Below are 20,846 nucleotides of genomic sequence, written 5' to 3'. Positions count from 1 at the left end.
GGTCAACCGCCGCCCGTCCGGACGGCGCGCGTATCGTGGTCGCTCCCGCCCCCCGAAGGGATCGACCGCGATGCGCCCGCTGGACAACGTCACGTTCCCGTTCGAGCACGCGCTGCGCGCCGAGCGGCACCGCCTGCTGGAGACGGTCGCGGCGCTGAGCGACGAGGAGTTCGACCACGGCGCGACGCTGTGCGCGGGCTGGTCGCCGCGCGACGTCCTCGGCCACGTCGTCGGGCTCGACTACCTCACCACCTACCTGCCGTACGGCGCGCGGATCAACGCCGCCAACGAGGCGCAGGCCGTCCGCGCCCGGCGGATCTCGCGCGGCCGCCTGCTGGAGTGGGCGCGGCACTGGGCCGAGCGGCCCGCCACCACGAGCCGGATCGGGGCGGCGCTGCTGCTCGGCGACCTCGGCGTCCACCACCAGGACATCCTGCGCGGCCTCGGCCGGACGCGCGCGGTGCCGGGGGACGTGGCGACCGCGATCTTCCGGGAGGGCCTGCAGCTCAGCCTGTGGATGAACCGGCGGGTGCTGCGGCACCGGCTCGTCCCGACGGACGGGCACCGGCCGGTGGGGCGCGGGCCGGAGGTGCGGGGGACGCGGGAGGCGCTGGGCCTGTGGCTCACCGGGCGGGACTCGGTGGCGGGGGAACTGGAGTTCGCCTGAGCGGCTAGCGCTCGTCGGCGGGCGGGAGGCGCAGGACGCGGGCGCCCGTGCCACCACTCGGGCCGTCCTCGGCGGTGGCGACCGGGCCGGGCGCGCGGCGCAGGTCCGCGCGGACGTCGGCGGCGAGCCTGCGGGTGGACGCGCGGTTCAGCGCGGCCCCGGCGGCGGCGCCGGTGAGGAACGGGCCCACGGTCGTCATGCTGCGGCCGAACGTCCCCAGCAGGCGCTTGCGGAGCGCGGCCTTGGCGGCGGTGCCGAGCGCGCCGGTCAGCGAACCGGCCTCCAGCGGGTCGATGCCGCGCCGCCGCGCCCAGGACGTCAGGTAGGACGCGGCCCGGACCGTTCCCGAACCCGCCACGGGGACGCCGTACACCTCGTGCAGCTCCGCGATCATCTTCACCTCGATCGCCGCGACGACCAGCGTCTCGGCGGCGAGCTGCGCGGGCGCGGTCAGCAGCAGCGGGGGCGCGGTGAACTGCACCGCCGCCAGCGCCCCGCCCGCCGCGCCCACGGCGGTCGTGGCGTGCCCGGCGACCCGCGCGACGCTGTCGGCCAGGGCCTCGCCCGCCAGGCCGCGGTGGTGCGCCCGGAGCGTGTCGAGGTCGCGGACGGGGATGTGCGGCCCGGCCGCGACCAGCAGGTCGGTCAGCCAGCGGCCGCGGGCCATGCCGGCGACCCCGGCGCGGCGCGCGCTCTCGCCGACGAGCCGGACCAGGCGCGCCAGCAGCCGGCCGCGGGTCTCGCGGTCCATGCCGTCCGCCTCGACCAGCCGGCCGACGAGTTCGCCGATCTCGGCGGCCTCCGCGAGCTCGGCGGAACCGCCGTCCGCCGGTTCCACCGCGCCGCGCGGGGCCTCAGCGTCCGCCGGGCCGTCCGCGCCGTCCGTGCCCGCCGCGCCTTCCGCGTCGTGCCGCCCTATGTCGTCCGCCATGCGCGTCGCCCGTCAGGCGGCGCACTCGCGGCAGACCAGCCGGCCGTTCTTCTCGCTGGCGAGCTGGCTGCGGTGGTGGACGAGGAAGCACCGCGTGCAGGTGAACTCGTCCGCCTGGCGCGGCACGACCCGGAAGGTCAGCTCCTCGTTGGACAGGTCGGCGCCGGGAAGCTCGGCGACCTCGCCGGCGTCCAGGTCCTCGTCGATGATGCTCGCGGCCTTGTCGGCGCGCCGGGCCTGCAGCTCCTGGAGGCTGTCCTCGTTGATGTCGTCGTCTGTCTTGCGTGGGCTGTCGTAGTCGGTCGCCATTGGCGTCTCCATCCCCCTCGATGCTTTATGCGCCCCGTCGCGCGGATCTAACGCACGAGAGGCCCTTCTTGTGCCCGATCCGGGCGGGAAATTCTGTCACGTGTAGTGAACTGCGACACACGAGGCGCGACCACCTCCACGCGTTGACGTGCATCGTCGGCTACGCCGCCAATCTGTGGTTTACGTCACCTTTGTGCAGGTTGTCACGGTGTGGAACAGGCCGTGACACCCGCCCGGGCAACCCACGGCGGCCGGGATCATATCGGTACCCAGCGCCCGGTGCGCGCCAACCTCGGCGCGCCGCGCCCGCCGTCGCGCGGCCCCGCCGCCCCGCAGGTCGGTCGGCACGTCGGCCGGCGGGTCGGTCCGCACCCCCGCGACCCCCTTCCGGACGGTCCCCGGACGATCGGACCGAACCAAGAGCTTCGGTGAAACGTCCGAACTAACGCGATATCGTGCCCGCCTGAGGTCGAGGACAACCCCCCGGACGAGCCCGGCTGTTCCGGGGCGGCCACGGCCGGGGACCGGCCGCGACCGACGGGCGGGCACATCTCACCGCGTGTGGAGGAACTCAGATGCCGGATGCCGCTCCCCTGGAGCCGGGCGACCCCCGCGCGCTCGGCCAGTACGAGGTCGTCGGGCGGCTGGGCGCGGGCGGCCAGGGCGCCGTCTACCTCGGCCGCGTCCGCGGCGGCGGCGCGTACGTCGCCATCAAGCTGCTGCACGCGCAGATGGCGACCGACCCCGCCGCGCGCGCCCGGTTCACCCGCGAGGTGGCCGCCGCGCAGAAGGTGGAGCCGTTCTGCACCGCGCGCGTGCTGGAGGCCGACGTCCAGGGCGACCAGCCCTACGTCGTCAGCGAGTTCATCGACGGGCCGTCGCTGCACGACGTCATCGCGCGGGGCGGGCCGTTCGGCCGCGCCGAGCTGGAGCGGCTGGCGATCGGCACGGTCACCGCGCTCGCGGCGATCCACGAGGCCGGGATCGTCCACCGCGACTTCAAGCCGAACAACGTCATGCTCGCCGCCGACGGCCCCCGCGTCGTCGACTTCGGCATCGCGCGGACGGTGAACTCGCAGGAGAGCGCGGTCACCGCGACCGGCATGGTCGTCGGCACGCCCGGCTACCTCGCGCCCGAGCAGCTCACCGGCGCGCCGCTCACGCCCGCGGTGGACATCTTCGCCTGGGGCGCGACGATGGTGTTCGCCGCGACCGGGCAGTCGCCGTTCGAGGCCGAGACGCTGCCGGTCATCATCAACAAGATCCTCAACGACGAGCCGGACCTGTCGGCGCTGCCGCCCGGCCACGTCCGCGACCTGGTGGCCCGCTGCCTGTCCAAGGACGCGGGGCTGCGGCCGCCCGCCGCGCAGCTCCTGCTGAACCTCCTCGACGGCGCGGGGGCCGCCCCCGCCGGGCAGCACGCCGACCCCGAGGAGCTGATGAACCAGGGGACGCGGATCGCCTCGCAGCTCCCCGCGCCGCCGCCCGTCCGGCGGCACACGCCGCCGCCGCAGGCGATCACGCCGCCGCCCATGCCGATGCACCAGGCCGGTCCCGGCCAGGCCGGAATGGGACAGGGCGGTATGGGACAGCCCGCAATGGGCGGTCACGGGCAGCAGCAGGTGCCGCCGTCGATCACACCGCCGCCGATGCCGATGTACCAGCCGGGTCCGCCCGGCCCGGCCACGCCGCCGCCGATCGGCCCGGCGACGCCCGGCCCGATGCCCGGCCCGATGACGCCCGGACCCATGACGCCCGGCCCGTACGGGCCGCCGCCCCGGCAGTCGTCGGGGACGAACCCGGGCGTGTTCATCGGGATCGGCTGCGGCGTCGTGGCGATCATCGCGATCATCGTCGTCGTGGTGATCATCATCGTCGCCAGCAACAGCAAGGACGACCCGGACCCGATCATCACCTACTCCCCGCCGACGCCGTCCTCCTCCTCGCTGTTCGGCGGCGGCATCATCGGGACGTACAAGGGCACCGGCCACCAGGGCAGCGACGACTTCACCCCGGCGTTCTACCTGCTCGGCAAGGGCGGCACCGCGACGTACACCTACCCCGACACGCACCCCACCTGCTACACCAAGCTCACCCTCATGCCGGAGGAGAGCAGCAGCACGCGGTACGTGTACCGGGAGACGTCCCTGCTCGCCGACAAGACGCAGTGCGCGGACGGGTACGTCTCGTTCCTGCCGACCTCGTCGTCGCTGTCGGTGATGCGCTGGGAGTGGCGGAACGACACCCCGACCGCGGGCGCCGCGGGGGCGTACGGCACCGTGAGCAAGCAGTAGGCCACGCCGGGGCGGCCGCGCCGCGGCCGCCCGCGCCCGCCCCCCGCCCGCTCTCCCGTCCGGAGGTCCGTCCATGCCGGAGACCGCTCCGCTCCGCCCCGGCGACCCCGAGCGGATCGGTCCCTACCGGCTGACCGGCCTGCTCGGCGAGGGCGGCCAAGGCTCGGTCTTCCTCGCCGAGGACGAGCCCGGCCGCCCGGTCGCGGTCAAGCTCCTGCACGCCCGGTTCAGCGGCGACCCCAAGGCCCGGTCCCGGTTCGCCGCCGAGCTGGCCGTCGCGCGCCGCGTCGCGCCGTTCTGCACGGCGCGCGTCATCGACGCCGACACCGAGGGCGACCGGCCCTACATCGTCAGCGAGTACATCGACGGGCCGTCGCTGCTGGAGGTCCTGCGGATGCGCGGGCCCCGCTCGGGCACCGAGCTGGACCGGCTGGCGATCGGGACGATGACGGCGCTCACCGCGATCCACGAGGCGGGGATCGTCCACCGCGACTTCAAGCCCGGCAACATCCTGCTGGCCCCGGACGGCCCCCGCGTCATCGACTTCGGCATCGCGCGGGCCCTGGACGCGACCGGCACGATGTCCAGCACCGCCGTCGGCACGCCCGCCTACATGGCCCCCGAGCAGATCTCCGGCGCGCCGGTCGGGCCGGAGGCCGACGTCTTCGCGTGGGGCGCGACGATGGTGTACGCGGCGTCGGGACGGCCCGCGTTCGGGCAGGACTCGATCCCGGCCGTCATGCACCGCATCCTCAACCTGCCGCCCGACCTCGGCCTGATGACCGGGCCGCTGCGGGAGATCGCCGCGGACTGCCTGGCCAAGGACCCGGCGCGGCGGCCCGCCGCGCACCAGGTGCTGCTGCGGCTGCTCGGCCTGGCGGGCAGCGCGCCCGCGCCGGGCGGGCGGCCCGCGGACATGCTGGGGCAGGGCGCGGCCGCGGCGGCGACGGGGACGTTCGGGCACGCGCCCGCGGGCGCGCCCGCGCCGCCCGCGCCGCCCGCGCCGCCCGTCCCGCCTTCGACGCAGCCGTCCACGCCGCCGCCGTTCGCGTCGCCGTCCACCCCACCGTCGTCCACGCAGCCGTCCACCCCCCAGCCGTCCACCCCGCAGCCGTTCGCGCCGCCGGGCGGCTCCCCCGGCCGCCCCGGCGACCCGCCCGCGACGCCGCCGCCCTGGAACGCGCCCGCTCCCCCGCCCTGGCCCGGCGCGACGCTGCCCGCCGGCGGACGGCCCCGGCGGCGGCCCACCGCGCTGCTCGTCGGCGGCGGCGTCACGGCCGTCGTCGCGCTCGCCCTCACCGGCGGGCTGCTGGCCGCCCTGAACCTCAAGGACCCCGCCAAGCCGACGCCGACCCCCCAGCGCGTCGGCGGGAACCTGGTGATGGCGGCCGCCGCACCGCTCGACTCCGGCGGCTCGATCGACCCCGCCGCCGACTACGGCGGCAGCACCGAGCGGCTGCTCACCAAGCAGCTCTTCACCGGCCTCACCGAGGTCGGGCCGGACGGGAAGCTCGTGAACCGCCTCGCGACGTCCCTGGTCCCGACGAACGAGTGCCGCCACTGGACGATCACCGTCAGGTCCGGCACGACGTTCAGCAACGGCGAGCCGGTCGACGCCGAGTCGTTCGCGCGCGGCTGGGCGCGCACCGCGTCCAACCGCAACAGCAACGCCCTGTACGTGATGACCGAGATCAAGGGCTACGACCAGGTCTCGTCCGGATCGGCGGCGACGCTGTCGGGCGTCACGGCGAGCGGGTCCACGCTCCAGGTGGACCTCGCGGACCCCGACTGCGACTTCCCGACGCGGCTCGCGCACCCCGCGTTCGTCCCCGCGCCGAAGACCGCCAAGAAGGCGGGCGACGCGACGTACCGGATGAACCCGATCGGCAACGGCCCCTTCAAGATCGGGACGTACGCGCGCGGCTCGACCATCACGCTCGTCCGCAACCCGTCCTGGGCGTTCGGCTCGACGAAGCTGGACACGGTCACGATCAAGCTCAGCGCCGACCCGTCCCCGGCGGGCGTCGCCGGAGTCGCGGCGGGCGAGTTCGGGTTCGCCCCGCTCACCTCGGTGACCGCCGCGCAGGCGCGGACGTCGTCCGGCACCGAGGTCGTGAAGCGGACGGTCCCCGGCGAGCGGCTGCTGCTCCCGATCCTCCGGAGCGGCCCGCTGCGCGACGCCAAGGCGCGGATCGCCGTCTCCTGGGCGCTGGACCGCACCGCCGTCGCGAACAACTACGGCCCCGGCTACACGCCCGCGACCGGCATCGTGCCCGCCGCGCTCCCGGCGTACGCGAGCGCGAACGCGTGCCCGTCCTGCGCCCGGCGCGACGAGGCCACCGCCCGGGACCTCGCGCGCGAGGCGGGCATGAACCCCGGCACGTCCGTCGACCTCTACACGCTGGGCAACACGTCGCAGCTCAAGTTCGCGACCATCCTCCAGAGCTCGCTCCAGCAGGCGCTCGGCTGGAAGGTCAACATCCGCAACTACCCGGACTACAGCAAGCTCCAGGGCGCGGTCCAGGCGAAGAACGCGCAGGGGCTCATCCTCACCGGCTGGTACCCCGACGTCCCGACCGGCGCGAACATGCTCGCGCCGCTCGTCGGCGGCCCGGAGGTCGCGCCGGGCGGCACCGGCATCGGCGACTACGGGAGCTGGCACGACGACCAGGTGGACACCCTGCTCAAGCAGATCGCCGCGACGACGGACGCCGCCAAGCGCGTCGAGTACACCCGGCAGGCCGAGAAGATCGCGCTGGACGACATGGCCGTGATCCCGGTCGTCAACATCGGGACCGCCGCCGTGCGGTCCACCCGCTACACGGGCCTGGACCTCGACCTGGACGGCGACCCGACCCTCGCGACCGCCGCGCCGAAGTAGCCGCGCCGGTCAGGCGGCGGGCTGCGCCAGCGGGAGGCGGATCGTGATGATCAGGCCGCCGCCCGCGCGGGACGTCGCGTACACCGTCCCCCGGTGCGCGAGCACCACCGAGCGGACGATCGACAGCCCGAGGCCCGCGCCCTTCGCCGACTCGACCCGGTCGGCGTTGAGCCGCCGGAACGGCTCGAACAGCCGCTCCACCTCGTACGCCGGGACGGTCGGCCCGGTGTTCTCCACCTGCACGGTCGCGTAGCCGTCCAGGACGCCCGTGCGAATCCAGACCTCGCCGCCGTCGTCGTTGTGCTTGATGCCGTTGTCCACCAGGTTCGACACCAGGTGCTCCAGCAGCACCGGGTCGCCGAGCGCCGTCCCGGACGCCAGCTCGCGGTGCGTCACCACGTCGTTGTCGTGCTCGCGGCGGGCCGCGTTCTCCAGGACGGTCGTGGCGACCTCGGCCAGGTCCACCGGGGTGCGGGTCGTCAGCTCCCGCTCGCTGCGGGCCAGCAGCAGCAGGCCCTCGATCAGGCGCTCGTGGCGGGCGTTGGTCGCCAGCAGGGTCCGGCCGACGGTCCGCAGGTCGTCGGAGACCTCCTCGTCGCCGAGGGCGACCTCCAGCAGCGTCCGGTTGATCGCCAGCGGCGTCCGCAGCTCGTGGGAGGCGTTGGCGACGAACCGGCGCTGGGAGTCGAACGCCTGGCCGAGCCGCTCCAGCATCGCGTCGAAGGTGTCGGCCAGTTCCTTGATCTCGTCGTCGGGGCCCTCCAGCGCGATCCGCTCGTGCAGGGTGCTCTCCGACAGCCGCCGGGCCGTCGCCGTCACCCGCTGGAGCGGGCTGAGCGCCCGGTCCGCGACGAAGTAGCCGAGGATCAGCGCCAGGATGCCGACGCCCGCCAGCGCGATCAGCGACCGGACGACGAGCCGCTGCATCGTCTGCTCCACGAACGCGTGCTGCCACGCCGCCGCCTCGGCGTCGGAGATCCCGAACCCGATCACCTTGATGTTGCCGAGGATGTTGGCGACCAGCACCGACATGACGAACAGCAGCAGCGCGCCCGCCATGAAGAACAGCAGGCCGTACAGGGCCGTCAGCCGCAGCCGCACGCTCAGCCGGCCGGGCAGGTTCCGGACGCCGCCCGCGCGCAGCGTCCCGGTGCTCTGCGCGGGGCGCGGGAACTGCTGCGGGCCGGGGCCGGGCCAGCGGACGGCCCCCGGGACGGGCTGGGAGCCCGTGTGGGAGCCCGGGTCGGTGCGCGTCGTGCCGGGCTCGGCGTGCTCGTTCCCGTCCGTCACAGCCGGTACCCCACGCCCGGGACGGTCTCGATGACCGCCGGTTCCCCCAGCTTCTTGCGCAGCGTCATCATCGTCACCCGCACCACGTTGGTGAACGGGTCGATGTGCTCGTCCCACGCCTTCTCCAGCAGGTGCTCGGAGCTGACGACCGCGCCGTCCGCGCCGAGCAGCACCTCCAGCACCGCGAACTCCTTGCGGGTCAGCTCCACCGGGCGGCCGTCGCGGGCCACCTCGCGGCGCGCCGGGTCCAGCCGGACGCCCGCGCGCTCCAGCACCGGCGGGCGCGGCGCGGCGGCGCGGCGGCCGAGCGCCCGCACCCGCGCGATCAGCTCCTTGAACGCGAACGGCTTGGCCAGGTAGTCGTCGGCGCCGATGGTGAGGCCCTCGACGCGGTCGTCCAGCTCGCCCGCCGCCGTCAGCATGATGATCCGGGCGGGGCTGCGCTCCCCGACGAGGCGGCGGCACACCTCGTCGCCGTGGACCTTGGGCAGGTCGCGGTCGAGCACGATCACGTCGTAGGCGTTGACGGTCGCGCGCTCCAGCGCGGCGGCGCCGTCGTAGGCGACGTCCACCGCCAGCGCGTCCCGGCGCAGCCCCGTGGCGATGGCGTCCGCGAGCACCCGCTCGTCCTCGACGACCAGAACACGCACCTGTCGGTCCCCTTCCCGGCCGCACGGGCCCCTGGCGTACACCCCAGGTATCCCACGGCTCGCGTAAGACGTCCGTAAGCCGTTCACCTGCGGTTCCGGCGGGGTTGCCCCGCGCCGGGCAAAATCACTCCACGAACAGGTTTACCCGAACCAGACCGCTGGGTAGAGAAGGCCGTGATTCCGGGAGGAGGCTTATGGGCGAACTGACTCATGCGATCCAGCAGCGGCTCGACGCCGCCTACGCGTCGTTGCGCACCGCGCGCGCCGACGGCGACGCCTACCTGGCCGACATCCGCCAGGAAGAGATCAACGAACTGCGCCGGATCGCGGCCGCCAACGACATCACCCTCGACTGACGGCGGCGGTGCCCCGTCGCCGCCGCGTCCCCGGCGGTGTCTCTTCGGAGCCCGGTGCGGCGTGCCGCACCGGGCTCCGGCATGTCCTCAGTCGTGCGCGGGGTCCAGGGGCGCGAGCAGGGCGTGCAGGGCCTCGAAGGTGCCCGGACCGGCCGCCATCGCGAACTCCGGGCTGGTCGGCGCGCCGTTCAGGCCCTCGACGCGGCCGCCCGCCTCGGTGACGATCAGCGCGCCCGCCGCGACGTCCCACGCCTGCACGCCGCGCTCGTAGTAGGCGTCCACCCGGCCCGCCGCCAGCGCGCACAGGTCGTTGCAGGCCGAGCCGCCCCGGCGGATGTCGCGGACGTGCGGGACGACGCCGGTGAGCACCCGCGCCTGGTGGGCGCGGCGCGCCGCCGAATAGCCGAACCCCGTCGCGACCAGCGCGGACGCCAGCGGAACGTCGGCGTTGACGTGCAACCGCCGCCGCCCCGCCGCGCTCTCCAGGAACGCGCCGCCGCCGAGCGTCGCGGTGAACAGCTCGCCCCGGCGCGGCAGCACGACCGCGCCCGCGACGGCGGTCCCGTCCCGCTCGGCGGCGATGCTCACCGCCCAGTCCGGCAGGTCGTAGAGGTAGTTGACGGTCCCGTCGATCGGGTCGATCACCCAGCGGACGCCGCTCGCGCCCGCGCTCTCGCCGCCCTCCTCGCCGAGGAACGCGTCGTCGGGCCGCTCGGCGCGAATCCGCTCGATGATCAGCTTCTCGGCGGCGCGGTCCATCTGCGTGACGACGTCGGTCGGGCTGCTCTTGGTCTGGACGACGTCGGGCCCGGCGGCGGGCCGGTCCTCCACGAGCATCCGGCCCGCCGCGCGGGCGGTGCGGACGGCGAGGTCCAGCAGTTCTTCGGGGGTGCTCATCGGGCGTCTCCCGTGATCTCGGCGAGGAGTGTCCGGGGCAGCGCCGCGAACCGGGGGTCGGCGCCGGGCGTCGCCGCCCGGGCCAGGGTGAGGCCGAGCCGCCCGGCGAGCGCGGCGGCCTCGACGTCGAGGTCGTACCTGACCTCCATGTGGTCGGACACGAACCCGATCGGCACGACGACGGCGGCCCGGTGCCCGGCGGCGGCCAGCTTCTCCAGGTGCTCCCCGATGTCGGGTTCGAGCCACGGCTGCGCCGGGGGGCCGCTGCGGCTCTGGTACACCAGCTCCCACGGGCGGCCGGGCGCGGCGCGCTCCGCGACGCGGGCGGACGCGGCGGCGAGTTCGGCGGCGTAGGTCTCCCGGCCCGGCTGGGCCAGCGGGACGCTGTGCGCGGTGAACGCGAGCGGGGCGTCGCCACGGAGGTCGTCGGGCAGTCCGGCGAGCGCCGCGCGGACGCCGTCCGCGATCGGGTCCAGGAAGCCGGGCCGGTCCCAGTAGACGGGCAGCTTGTCGATCTCGGGCGCGCCGGGGACCTGCTCGCGGGCGCGCGCGATGTCCTCCAGGTACTGGTCGCACGCCGAGTAGCCGCTGTAGGCGGACGTGACGAACGCGGCCGCGCGGCGCACCCCGTCGTCCCGCATCCGCCGGACCGCGTCCGCGAGGTAGGGGTCCCAGTTGCGGTTCCCCCAGTACACCGGCAGTTCCGGGCCGTGCGCGGCGAGGTCGGCGGCGACGGCGGCGCGCAGGTCGCGGCAGAACCCGTTGATCGGGCTCACCCCGCCGAACAGCATGTAGTGCTCGCCGACCTCCGCCAGCCGCTCGCGGGGCACGTTGCGGCCCCGCGTGACGTTCTCCAGGAACGGGATCACGTCGCCAGGCCCCTCGGGACCGCCGAACGACACCAGGAGCAGCGCGTCGTATGACGTCATACGCCCATCCAAGCAGCCCCGCGCGCGGGGTCGGGCCGGGGGTTGATCAGGAGTAGCGGGCGGCGTACGCCTGGGCGAGGTTGAGCACCTTCTGTACGTACCAGTCGGCGTGGTTGTAGTGCCAGATCGCGTTGTAGAGGCTCTTGCCGCCGCGTCCCGCGCCGTTGGCGCACAGGTACTTGGCCGCGCCGGGGATGGCGTCGTAGGGGTTCATGATGTCGGCCTTGCCATCGTTGTCGCCGTCGACGCCGTAGACCTTCCACGTGGCGGGCATGAACTGCATCGGGCCGTACGCGCCCGCGCTGGACCGGCCCGCGTTGCGGCCGTGGTCGCTCTCGACCTGGCCGATCGCGGCGAGGACCGTCCAGGACAGGCCGGGGCAGGTCGTCGCGGCGCGCTTGTAGAGGTCGAGGTAGCTGCCGGAGCGCTGCCCGCCGCCGGTCGGCTGGTACTTCTTCTCGTGCAGGTTGACGGCGCTGACGCCGGAGCCGAGCAGCCGCTTCACCGCGCGCGTCAGCTTCGCCGGGTCGACGCCGGGCGCGTTGACGAGCACCGCGACGTTGCGGACGAGCCCCATGTCCTCGCCGGTCTTGCGGCTGACGAGCATGTCGATGCCGGGCAGGCCGAGGTCGCCCGAGCCGCCCATCGTGATGTTGGGGACCGTCCGGCCGACGACCGGGTACGGGAAGCCCTGGCTGAGCCGCAGTTCGCCGGCGGCGGCGGACGACGTCACGAACCGGTTCCCCGCGAGAGCGGTCCAGAGCTGGGTGTTCTGCGCGGTTCCGGGCGGCGTCCAGGAGCGGAACGCCGACGGGTCCACGGCGAACGTGTTGACCGCGCGGCCCTGGAGCTGGATGGCCCCGCCCGCGACGGCGATGACGTCGCCGACCCGCTTGACCTTCCGCAGCGCGTCGATCTTGGCCTGCGGGATGGGGTCGCCGCCGGACACCGCGAGCACGTCCGGCGGGACGACGCGGCGCAGCGGCGCGACCTGGCCGTCGTCGGTGATCGTCGTGACGGGCCGCCCCCCGGCCTGCGGCGGGTCGCTGTGCCCGCCGCCGCCCGCGTCGCCGCCGTCGGCCGACACGGCCGCGTAGACGCCGCCGCCGACGCCCGCGGCCGCCAGCACCGCCACCGCGCCGACGACCCACGCGGGCCGGACGCGGCGGCCGGTCCGCCGCCGGGCGGCGGCGGGCGTGTGGACGCGGACCTTCTTCTCGCCCCGGCGGGGGCGGCGCGGGCCCGCGGGGGCGTCGTCCGGGCTCGGGGCGTCCGGTTCGCGCGGCGGTGAGGAAGAGGACACGACCAAAATCCCAACAGGAGTCGCTGAGGCGAGTGACATGAGAGTAACCGGCGCGATCATCCCTTGTGTCCGGCCGCCCCCGCCGACGCCGGAGACGGGTTCCGAGAAAAAGTAAACATGAACTTTCCTCACGTACATCCGGACGAGTAGCATCGCCCCATGTCCCCCGTGAGCACTCACCAGTGGCAGAACTGGGCGGGTAACCAGCACGCGACCCCGCGCCGCGTCACGACGCCGCGGACCACCGCCGAGGTCGCCGAGGCGGTCCGCGCGGCGGCCGACGACGGCCTCACCGTCCGCATGACCGGCACCGGTCACTCCTTCACCGGCGCGGCCGTCGCCGAGGGCGTGCTGCTGCGGCCCCAGGGGCTGACGGCCGTCCGCTCCGTGGACACCGCCCGCGGCCTGGTCACCGTCGAGGCGGGGCTGCCGCTGCACCGCCTGAACGCCGTCCTCGCCGAACACGGCCTGGCCCTCGCCAACATGGGCGACATCCAGGAGCAGACGGTCGCGGGCGCGCTCCAGACCGCCACGCACGGCACCGGCCGCGACGTCGCCGGGCTGGCCTCGCAGATCCACGCGCTCGAACTCGTCCTCGCGGACGGCACCGTCACGACGTGCTCGCGCGAGGAGCGCCCCGAGCTGTTCGACGCGGCCCGCGCGGGGCTCGGCGCGCTCGGCGTCGTCACGGCGATCACCTGGCGGACCGTCCCGGCGTTCCTGCTGCGCGCCGAGGAGGCGCCGATGCGGTGGGACGAGGTGCTGGGCCGCATCGACGAGTTCGACGCCGCCAACGAGCACTTCGAGTTCTACTGGTTCCCCCACACCGAGGGATGCAGCACCAAGCGCAACAACCGCGCGGACGGCCCCGCCGAGCCGCTGTCGGCCGTCAAGTACTGGCTGGACGACCAGTTCCTGTCCAACACCGTCTTCGGCGCGATCAACCGCGTCACCCACCTCGCGCCCGCCGCGGCGCCGGTGATCAACCGGATCTCCGCGAAGGCGCTCGGCGCGCGGACGTACACCGACACGTCGTACAAGGTGTTCACCAGCCCCCGGACCGTCCGGTTCAAGGAGCAGGAGTACGCGATCCCGCGCGAGCACCTGGTCCCGGCGCTGAAGGAGCTGCGGGCGCTGTTCGACCGGCGGGACTGGCGGATCAGCTTCCCCATCGAGGTCCGGATGCTGCCCGCCGAGGACGCCTGGCTGTCGATGGCCTACGGGCGGCCCACCGCGTTCATCGCCGTCCACGTGTACCACCGCGACCCGCACGACGCGTACTTCCGGGGCGTCGAGGAGCTGCTGACCGCCCTCGGCGGGCGGCCGCACTGGGGCAAGATGCACACCCGCGACGCGGCCTACCTCGGCACCGTCTACCCGAAGTTCGGGGACTTCCTGGCGCTGCGCGACGAGCTGGACCCCGAGCGCCGGTTCGCGAACCCGTACACGCGGCAGGTCTTCGGGGACTGACCGGTCACTCGTCGGGGGTGGCCGCGCCGCCGTCCTGCCGGCCGCCGGTCTCGGCGGGCGAGGACGGCGTCTGGCTCGGCGGGGTGCTGCTCGGCGGCGTCGTCGTCGGGCGCTCGCTCGGTGGGGTCGTCGTCGGCTGCTCGGACGGCGCGGTCGTGCCGGGCGTCGGGGACGCGGGCGGGGTCGTGGACGGGGTCTCGCCCGGCGCGTCGGTCGCGGGCGCGGTCGGGTGCTGGGCGGGCTTGTCGGCCGTCCCGCCGCCGAACACGCGCACGACCGTCGGCCCCTGGCCGCCGCCCCGGCCGATGCCGGCGCCCGCCGCGACCTCGTACAGGCTGATCGCGCCGAGCACCAGGACGAACACGGCGGCGGAGGACGCGGCGAGCTTGCCCCAGTGGCGGCGCGCCCACGCGCCGGTGTCGCCGAGGGCGGTGCGCCAGGACGCGCGGCGCGCGGCGTCGCCCGCCTCGGCGGCGAGGTCGCCCGCGACCGCCGCGGAGCCGTCCAGCCGGGTCGCGCCGGGGTCGCCGCCGAACGGGAGTGGGGTGTCGATCCGGGTCGCGCCCGGGTCCAGGAGCGTGGCGTTCGGGTCCAGGTTGATCGTGTTCGGGTCGTCCGCCCGGCGCGGCGTGTGCGCGGGAGCGCCCGCCCGGACGGGACTCGCGGACGTCGCCTCGGCCGCCGCGCGCTCCACCTCGTCGCGGGAGACCGCCGACGACATCAGGTGCGCCCGCTCCCGGATCTGCTCCTTGCCCTGGTCCAGGTAGTGCTTGGCGACGATGCCGCCCGCGGTGGACGCGACGCTCATGAACGCCGCGCCGCCGATGGTCCCGTAGACGCCGAGGTACGACGCCCCGACCGCGGCCCCCAGCGTGGCCACCCCGCTCGCGATGAGCTGGGTGGTGCTGAGCTCCGGCAGCTTGCGCGGCATGGACGGACTCCCCCATTCTGGTTGACTCACACGACCCCGTCATTTGGAACTAACGGGACGAACGGGCTGTTCCATGCCCGGGCGTGACCTTGACAACCCGGAAGAGCTGGAGTCCGCTCCACGGTTCCGGCAGAGTGGTGGAAAGGTTCCGACAAGAAAGGGGTCGCGCGCCGCCGATGGGGCTCCGGCCCCGGCAAGCTTGGCCGGGCGTCCCCTTCTGCCTGTTGGAAGAGGACTTCGAGAGCGGCGATGTTCGGACATGCCGGGTACGGTGCTGGCAGCAGGCGTGTCCGGAAGTAGAGACTCGGGAATCCGGGGGAAGGGCACGCATGCGCCCTCGGTGGGGGCCGGGCGGTCCGGCCGGTGCGAGCACGGGCTCGCGGCGGCGGGCCCGGCGGGCGCCCTCCGTGCCGTCAGGACAGGGCAGGAAGGACACGCATGCAGGAGCTGCGCCTCGTCGCGGTCAGCGAGGACGGTACGTACCTCGTCCTGGCCACCGCGGGCCGAGGCACCCGGTTCACCCTGCCCGTCGACGACCGTCTGCGCGCGGCGGTCCGGGGGCACTTCTCCCGCCTCGGCCAGTTCGAGATCGAAGTGGAGAGTCCCTTGCGACCCAAGGAGATCCAGGCGCGGATCAGGTCCGGCGAGACCGCCGAGGAGATCGCCGAGTCCGCGGGCATCCCGGTCGAGCGCATCCGCTGGTTCGAGGGGCCGGTCCTGCAGGAGCGCGAGTACATGGCGCAGCAGGCGCAGCGCGTCGCCGTCCGGCGGCCCGGCGACTCCGCGCCCGGCCCGGCGCTCGGCGAGACCGTCGAGGAGCGGCTGGCGCGCGGCGGCGTCGACCTCGACGAGGCCGAGTGGGACTCCTGGAAGTGCGAGGACAGCACCTGGCGCGTCCGGCTGTCGTTCTTCGAGGGCGGGCGGCCGCACGCCGCCGAGTGGGTGTTCGACCCGCGGCGGCGGCACGTGTCGCCGCTGGACGAGGTCGCGGCGCGGCTCACCGCCGTCGAGTGGGACGACGACTCCGGCGACACCGTCACGCCGCTGGTGCCGCGCCGGCCCACGATGACGGTCGTGTCGGACGCGCGGGGGCTGCCGGAGTTCCGCGTCGAGGCCCGTGGCGAGACCCGTGTCGAGACCCGCGGTGAGCCGCGTGTCGAGGCACCGGCCGAGGTGGACGCCGGGGAGGCCGGGGAGTTCATCGTGGACCACGGGCGGATGGTGGACGCGCGGCCCGCGTTCCGCGAGCTGCCCGAGGCGGCCGAGGACGAGGCCGACGCCGAGGCCGACGCCGACGCCGACGAGGCGCCGGACGAGATCAGCGCCGAGGACGCGCCGGAGCCCGAGGCCGCGCCGCCCGTCGAGGACGCGGCGGACGAGGCCGAGGACGCCGAGGAGACGGCCGCCGAGCCCGCCGCCGAGGCGCCCGAGCCCGAGCCCGAGGCCGCGCCCGAGCCCGAACCTGAGCCTGAGCCCGAGGCGGCCGTCGAGCCGGAGCCCGCGCCCGAGGCTGAGGCTGAGGCTGAGGCTGAGGAAGAACCGGAGCCCGAGCCGAAGCCCGCGCCCAAGCCCGCGCCCCGGCGCGCGCCCGCCGCCGGGACCGTGCCCGCCCCGGCACCCGCGCCGGAACCCGTGCGCGCGGAGCCGTCGCTGCCCGAGGAGCCGCCGCGGGTGCCCGCCCCGGCGCGTCCGCAGCACGCCCGGCCCGCGCAGAAGAAGAAGCCGACCACCCGGCCGTCGATGCCCGCCGCGTCCGACAAGCCGGTCGCCGCGGCCGCCGCCGACACCCCGGCGCAGCGCGCCGCGCGGGGCCGCCGCAAGTCCAAGGGCAAGCGCGCGTCCGTCCCGTCCTGGGACGAGATCATGTTCGGCGCGCGCCGCCCCGAGTAGCGGCCCGAGCGACCGTCAGCCCCCGCGCCCGGCGGCGCGGGGCACCGGCTCCAGGAACGGCTCCACCCACGCGGGCGTGATGCCCGCCGCGAACGCGACGGCGTCCGGCGCGGCCATGTCCAGGCCCGCGTAGCCGCCCTCGCCCGCGCCCACCGCGGCGTCCAGCGTGGCCAGGCCGACGCGCCGCTGCAGCAGCGACTGCCGGACCCGCCAGCCGACGACCGCGCCCCGGTCCACGACGACCTGGCGGCGCAGCAGCGACCCCGACCGCAGCGTGAAGCGGTGCGCGTCGGCGGCGTGGCCGAGCTGCCGGTACCGGTCCAGCCCGAGCGGCACCGCGAGGACGGTCAGCACCGCGCACAGCACCGCGACCCGCCCCTGCCCGACCGCCGCCGCGACCGCCCCGACCGCCAGCGGCGGCGCGGCGGCCCGCACGATCCGGCGGACCCGCGCGGCGGGCGGGTGCGGGACGAGCGGCCCCGGCACCGGCCCGACGACCGCCGCCGCGACGGCCGCCGCGTACGCGCGGGGCGCGGCGGGCAGCAGCCGCCCCCGGTGCGCGGCGTCCCCGAGCCCGGTGACCAGGGCCCCGACGCGGGCGACGCGCGCGGCGCGCTCGAACGGGTTGTCGGTCAGCTCGACGCCCCGGACGCGGCGGCGCTCCAGCGCGACGCTGCGGCGCGTGACGAGGCCGCGTTCGGCGACCAGCGACCCGTCCCGCTCGGTGACGGTGAAGTCCCAGTTGAACAGCGTGAAGACGATCACCGACCCGATCGGCATCGCGAGCAGCAGCGCGACCGCGGCGGCGACGACGGCGGCGCTCGGCAGCCCGGCGACGTCGTGGCCGAGCCGGGCGACGCGGTCGCGGGTGACGAGCCCGAGGTCGTCCCCGAGGTTGTAGAGGAACCCCAGGACGCTGCCCGCGAGCGCGAACGGCGTGAACAGGTACGCGCCGCTGAGCGGGGCGTACAGGAACCAGCGGCGGCGCATCCGGGCGAGGACGGCGCGGGCGGGCGGCGCGGCGGCGGCGTCCACGGGCGCGCGCGCCAGCAGGACGCGGCGGAGCCGGTCGGCCTCGCGGCGGGACACGGCGTTCAGCTCGCCCTCGCCGCCGTCCGCGCCCGCGTCGATGCGGACGACGGCCAGCCCGAGCAGCCGGTGCCCGAGCGTCGCGCTGACGTCCACGCCGCGCACCCGGTCGCGCGGGATGCTGGTGACCGTCCGCCCGATCAGCGCGCGCCGCAGCTCGACGCGCTCCTCCCCGACGCTGTAGGTGAACGTCGCCCACGTCGTGACGTGGAAGACCAGCCCGAACGCCAGGCCGACGAGCGTGAAGTAGAACGCCGTGGACAGGCCGCCGACGAGCAGCCCGGCGGCCCCCGCGCCGAGCAGCGCCAGCAGCTCGCGGGTGGCCCCGACGACGAACGTCAGCGGGTGCAGCCGCTGCCGCGCGGGCGGCGGGGCCGCGCCGGGCTCGCGCTCCCCCGGCGGCCGGCCGTCCGCCCGGACCGTCATGTGGCGTCGTCGCGCAGGTCGTGGGCGCGGCGCGCGAGATCCTCGGCGAGCCGGGTGGCGACGCCGACCGGCAGCCCGGTCAGCTCCGAGGACCCGGTGTGGGACGCGGTGTTGATCTCGACGGTCGCCAGCCCGAGCAGCCGTTCGAGCCAGCCCTGCCCGGCGTCGACCGTCTGGATGCGGCCGACCGGGACCAGCAGCCACTCGCGGTCGAACCAGCCGGTGCGCGTGTAGACGACGTCGGCGCTGACCTCCCACCGGTGGACGCGGTACCGCCAGACGGGCGCGACGCCCACCGCGAGGACCCCGGCCGCGCCGACCGCGACCGGCAGCCAGCCCGCGTGCGCGGCCACCGCGCCGGGCGCGCCCGTCCAGCCCGCCGACCCGGCCCACGCCGCGACGCCGAGCGCCAGCCCGAACGCCGGGCCGAAGACCAGCAGGTACTCGATGGCCCAGTGGGCGATGGCGCGGCGGGAGACCCGGTGCGCGGGCGCGCGCAGCCGCGCCGCCGGGCGCGCGTCCCCGCCGTCGCCTGCCGGGGCGCCCCGAACCGCCGTCACGCCGACGAGTCTACGTCGCCCGCCCCCGGACGCCCCGGCGCGCCGCGTCCGTCCTGCCAGCGGGCTGCCAGCGGGCTGCGAGGAGACTGTCAGTGGCGGCGTGGAAACTGATCGCCACGCGCGGCGAAGGGGCCGCGCGGCGATGTGAGGAGGACGGATGCCCTACGCGATCCGGGCCGAGGGCCTGGAGAAGCGCTTCGGCGAGACGCTGGCGCTGGACGGCGTCTCGCTCGCCGCCGAGCCGGGGACGGTGCTCGGCGTCCTCGGCCCCAACGGCGCCGGCAAGACGACGACCACCAGAATCCTCGCGACGCTGACCGCGCCCACGGCGGGCCGCGCGGAGGTCGGCGGGTACGACGTCGTCGCCGAGGCGCACCGGGTGCGGCGGCTCGTCGGGCTGACCGGCCAGTACGCCGGGGTCGACGAGATGCTGACCGGGTTCGAGAACCTGCTGCTGCTCGGCCGGCTCGTCGGGATGCCCCGGCGCGCCGCGCGGGCGCGGGCCGCCGAACTGCTCGACCGGTTCCGGCTCACCGAGGCCGGGGAGCGCGCCGCCAAGACGTACTCGGGCGGGATGCGCCGCCGCCTCGACCTGGCCGCGAGCCTGGTCGCGCGGCCCCGCGTGCTGTTCCTGGACGAGCCCACCACCGGCCTGGACCCGCGCAGCCGCGGCGACCTGTGGGACGTCGTCCGGGAGCTGACCGGCGACGGTGTCACGGTGCTGCTCACCACCCAGTACCTGGAGGAGGCGGACCAGCTCGCGGACGACCTCGTCGTCATCGACCGGGGCCGCGTCATCGCCGACGGGCCGCCCGAGCAGTTGAAGGCGCAGGTCGGCGGCCAGGTGCTGGAGGTCGCGCCGGTGCGCGCGGCCGACCGCGAGGCCGTGGCGCGGATCGTCGGGGAGCTGGCGGGGGCCGCGCCGGAGGTCGGGGAGGCGCTGGTGTCCGCGCCCGTCTCCGACCCGGCCGTGCTGACCGCCGTCGTCCGCCGCCTGGACGACGCGGGGATCACCGTGGGCGAGATGTCGCTGCGCAAGGCCAGCCTGGACGAGGTGTTCCTCGCCCTGACCGGCCACCGCGCCGAGGAGACCGCCGCGACCGACGAGCAGGAGACCGAGGAGGTTCCGGCATGACGACCGCGACCGCACCCGCGCCCGCGACCGCGCCCAACCGGGTCGCGCCCGGCGAGGCGCTGCGCCAGACCATGACGCTGACCTGGCGGAACCTCGTCCAGATCAAGCACAACCCGATGGAGCTGGTCGACCTCAGCATCCAGCCGATCATGTTCGTGCTGCTGTTCGCGTACGTGTTCGGGCCCGCGATGGCGGGCAGCGTCACGGCGTACATGCCGATCCTGATCCCCGGCATCATCGTCCAGAACGCCCTGTTCGCCTCGCTGTCGATCGGGATGGGGCTCAACACCGACGTCGGCAAGGGCGTCTTCGACCGGTTCCGCAGCCTGCCGATCGCGCGGAGCGCGCCGCTGGCCGGGCGGATCATCGCGGACACCGTGAAGCAGGCGTGGTCGATGGCCGTGCTGCTCGCCATCGGGATCGCGCTGGGGTTCCGGGTGGAGACGTCGTGGCTGAACCTCGTCCCCGCGTTCCTGATGCTGCTGGCGTTCGCGGTGCTGTTCTCCTGGGCGTCGGTGTTCATCGGGCTGGCCGTGGACTCGCCGGAGAAGGTGCAGATCTTCGGGTTCACCACGATCTTCCCGGTGACGTTCCTGTCCAACGCGTTCATCCCCGTCTCGGACCGGTACCCGCACTGGCTGCGCGTGGTCATGGACAACAACCCGGTGTCCAAGCTGGTGGACGCGCTGCGCGGGCTGCTCGTCGGCCACCCGCCGGGCGACCCGTCCGGGTCGCTGCCGGTCGGCGGCCCGGCGCTGACCGCGCTGGTGTGGGGGCTGGTCATCGCGGCGGTGTTCGTGCCGCTGTCGCTGCGGATGTTCCGCCGGACCGCGTGACG

General features: G+C 75.3%; 18 protein-coding genes. 8 read left to right on the top strand and 10 right to left on the bottom strand.

The genetic code is table 11. From position 1 onward, the window contains the following. The first annotated feature begins 70 nt into the window (after nucleotides 1-70). A complete protein-coding gene (locus tag G339_RS0111755; protein ID WP_019631278.1) occupies nucleotides 71-667 on the top strand; it encodes a maleylpyruvate isomerase family mycothiol-dependent enzyme in 597 nt (198 codons plus the stop codon). A 4-nt stretch (nucleotides 668-671) separates the two neighbouring features. Here G339_RS0111755 and G339_RS33330 read toward each other — a convergent pair whose 3' ends face one another. Together G339_RS33330 and G339_RS0111745 are read right to left on the bottom strand one after the other, a co-directional pair. Next, a complete protein-coding gene (locus G339_RS33330; RefSeq protein WP_019631277.1) occupies nucleotides 672-1,598 on the bottom strand; it encodes a hypothetical protein in 927 nt (308 codons plus the stop codon). A gap of 12 nt (nucleotides 1,599-1,610) precedes the next feature. Further along, nucleotides 1,611-1,907: a DUF4193 domain-containing protein gene (locus G339_RS0111745; RefSeq protein ID WP_019631276.1), complete on the bottom strand. Its 297-nt coding sequence runs from the start codon at nucleotides 1,905-1,907 to the stop codon at nucleotides 1,611-1,613. A 575-nt stretch (nucleotides 1,908-2,482) separates the two neighbouring features. On the opposite strand from G339_RS0111745, the gene G339_RS0111735 reads away from it, so the two are divergent. Together G339_RS0111735 and G339_RS36595 are read left to right on the top strand one after the other, a co-directional pair. Then, nucleotides 2,483-4,201 carry a serine/threonine protein kinase gene (locus G339_RS0111735; protein WP_019631274.1) on the top strand — a complete coding sequence of 573 codons (1,719 nt, stop codon included), beginning with the start codon at nucleotides 2,483-2,485 and terminating at the stop codon, nucleotides 4,199-4,201. A 73-nt stretch (nucleotides 4,202-4,274) separates the two neighbouring features. Beyond that, nucleotides 4,275-7,082, top strand: coding sequence for an ABC transporter substrate-binding protein (locus tag G339_RS36595; protein ID WP_019631273.1), 2,808 nt, complete (start codon nucleotides 4,275-4,277; stop codon nucleotides 7,080-7,082). A 9-nt stretch (nucleotides 7,083-7,091) separates the two neighbouring features. Here G339_RS36595 and G339_RS0111720 read toward each other — a convergent pair whose 3' ends face one another. Both G339_RS0111720 and G339_RS0111715 read right to left on the bottom strand, forming a co-directional pair. Next, nucleotides 7,092-8,372 carry a sensor histidine kinase gene (locus G339_RS0111720; RefSeq protein ID WP_019631272.1) on the bottom strand — a complete coding sequence of 427 codons (1,281 nt, stop codon included), beginning with the start codon at nucleotides 8,370-8,372 and terminating at the stop codon, nucleotides 7,092-7,094. Next, nucleotides 8,369-9,022, bottom strand: a complete 654-nt coding sequence (locus tag G339_RS0111715; RefSeq protein ID WP_019631271.1) for a response regulator transcription factor — start codon at nucleotides 9,020-9,022, stop codon at nucleotides 8,369-8,371. The genes G339_RS0111720 and G339_RS0111715 overlap by 4 nt, the downstream gene beginning before the upstream one ends. 194 nt (nucleotides 9,023-9,216) lie before the next feature. On the opposite strand from G339_RS0111715, the gene G339_RS39380 reads away from it, so the two are divergent. Continuing rightward, nucleotides 9,217-9,378, top strand: a complete 162-nt coding sequence (locus tag G339_RS39380) for a hypothetical protein (RefSeq protein ID WP_019631270.1) — start codon at nucleotides 9,217-9,219, stop codon at nucleotides 9,376-9,378. An 87-nt stretch (nucleotides 9,379-9,465) separates the two neighbouring features. Here G339_RS39380 and G339_RS0111705 read toward each other — a convergent pair whose 3' ends face one another. From G339_RS0111705 to G339_RS40840, 3 genes are read right to left on the bottom strand one after another with little or no spacing between them, the layout of a single operon-like run. After that, a complete protein-coding gene (locus G339_RS0111705; protein ID WP_019631269.1) occupies nucleotides 9,466-10,275 on the bottom strand; it encodes an inositol monophosphatase family protein in 810 nt (269 codons plus the stop codon). After that, nucleotides 10,272-11,204 carry a ferrochelatase gene (locus tag G339_RS0111700; RefSeq protein WP_019631268.1) on the bottom strand — a complete coding sequence of 311 codons (933 nt, stop codon included), beginning with the start codon at nucleotides 11,202-11,204 and terminating at the stop codon, nucleotides 10,272-10,274. The genes G339_RS0111705 and G339_RS0111700 overlap by 4 nt, the downstream gene beginning before the upstream one ends. A 46-nt stretch (nucleotides 11,205-11,250) precedes the next feature. Next, nucleotides 11,251-12,507, bottom strand: coding sequence for a lytic transglycosylase domain-containing protein (locus tag G339_RS40840; protein WP_276203764.1), 1,257 nt, complete (start codon nucleotides 12,505-12,507; stop codon nucleotides 11,251-11,253). Nucleotides 12,508-12,666: 159 nt separating this feature from the next. Between G339_RS40840 and G339_RS0111690 the strand changes: the two genes are divergently transcribed. Continuing rightward, a complete protein-coding gene (locus tag G339_RS0111690) occupies nucleotides 12,667-13,977 on the top strand; it encodes a D-arabinono-1,4-lactone oxidase (RefSeq protein ID WP_019631266.1) in 1,311 nt (436 codons plus the stop codon). Nucleotides 13,978-13,981: 4 nt separating this feature from the next. Here G339_RS0111690 and G339_RS0111685 read toward each other — a convergent pair whose 3' ends face one another. Then, complete coding sequence (locus G339_RS0111685; RefSeq protein ID WP_019631265.1) at nucleotides 13,982-14,908, bottom strand: RodZ family helix-turn-helix domain-containing protein; 927 nt, start codon at nucleotides 14,906-14,908, stop codon at nucleotides 13,982-13,984. A gap of 438 nt (nucleotides 14,909-15,346) precedes the next feature. On the opposite strand from G339_RS0111685, the gene sepH reads away from it, so the two are divergent. Then, a complete protein-coding gene (sepH, locus tag G339_RS0111680) occupies nucleotides 15,347-16,798 on the top strand; it encodes a septation protein SepH (protein WP_019631264.1) in 1,452 nt (483 codons plus the stop codon). 15 nt (nucleotides 16,799-16,813) lie between these two features. On the opposite strand, the gene G339_RS0111675 is transcribed toward sepH, so the two are convergent. Together G339_RS0111675 and G339_RS0111670 are read right to left on the bottom strand one after the other, a co-directional pair. Continuing rightward, nucleotides 16,814-18,313: a PH domain-containing protein gene (locus G339_RS0111675; protein ID WP_019631263.1), complete on the bottom strand. Its 1,500-nt coding sequence runs from the start codon at nucleotides 18,311-18,313 to the stop codon at nucleotides 16,814-16,816. After that, nucleotides 18,310-18,873 carry a PH domain-containing protein gene (locus G339_RS0111670; protein ID WP_019631262.1) on the bottom strand — a complete coding sequence of 188 codons (564 nt, stop codon included), beginning with the start codon at nucleotides 18,871-18,873 and terminating at the stop codon, nucleotides 18,310-18,312. Before G339_RS0111670 ends, G339_RS0111675 begins: the two co-directional genes overlap by 4 nt. A gap of 157 nt (nucleotides 18,874-19,030) precedes the next feature. Between G339_RS0111670 and G339_RS33320 the strand changes: the two genes are divergently transcribed. After that, on the top strand, nucleotides 19,031-20,008 hold the full coding sequence (locus G339_RS33320; RefSeq protein ID WP_019631261.1) for a daunorubicin resistance protein DrrA family ABC transporter ATP-binding protein: 978 nt from the start codon (nucleotides 19,031-19,033) through the stop codon (nucleotides 20,006-20,008). Further along, on the top strand, nucleotides 20,005-20,844 hold the full coding sequence (locus tag G339_RS0111660) for an ABC transporter permease (RefSeq protein ID WP_019631260.1): 840 nt from the start codon (nucleotides 20,005-20,007) through the stop codon (nucleotides 20,842-20,844). Before G339_RS33320 ends, G339_RS0111660 begins: the two co-directional genes overlap by 4 nt. The last annotated feature ends 2 nt before the right edge of the window (nucleotides 20,845-20,846 follow it).

The organism is Actinomadura atramentaria DSM 43919, from assembly GCF_000381885.1.
GTDB lineage: Bacteria > Actinomycetota > Actinomycetes > Streptosporangiales > Streptosporangiaceae > Spirillospora > Spirillospora atramentaria.
The sequence above is the reverse complement of the archived record's forward strand: the minus strand, read 5'-3'. Positions and strand labels throughout refer to the sequence as shown.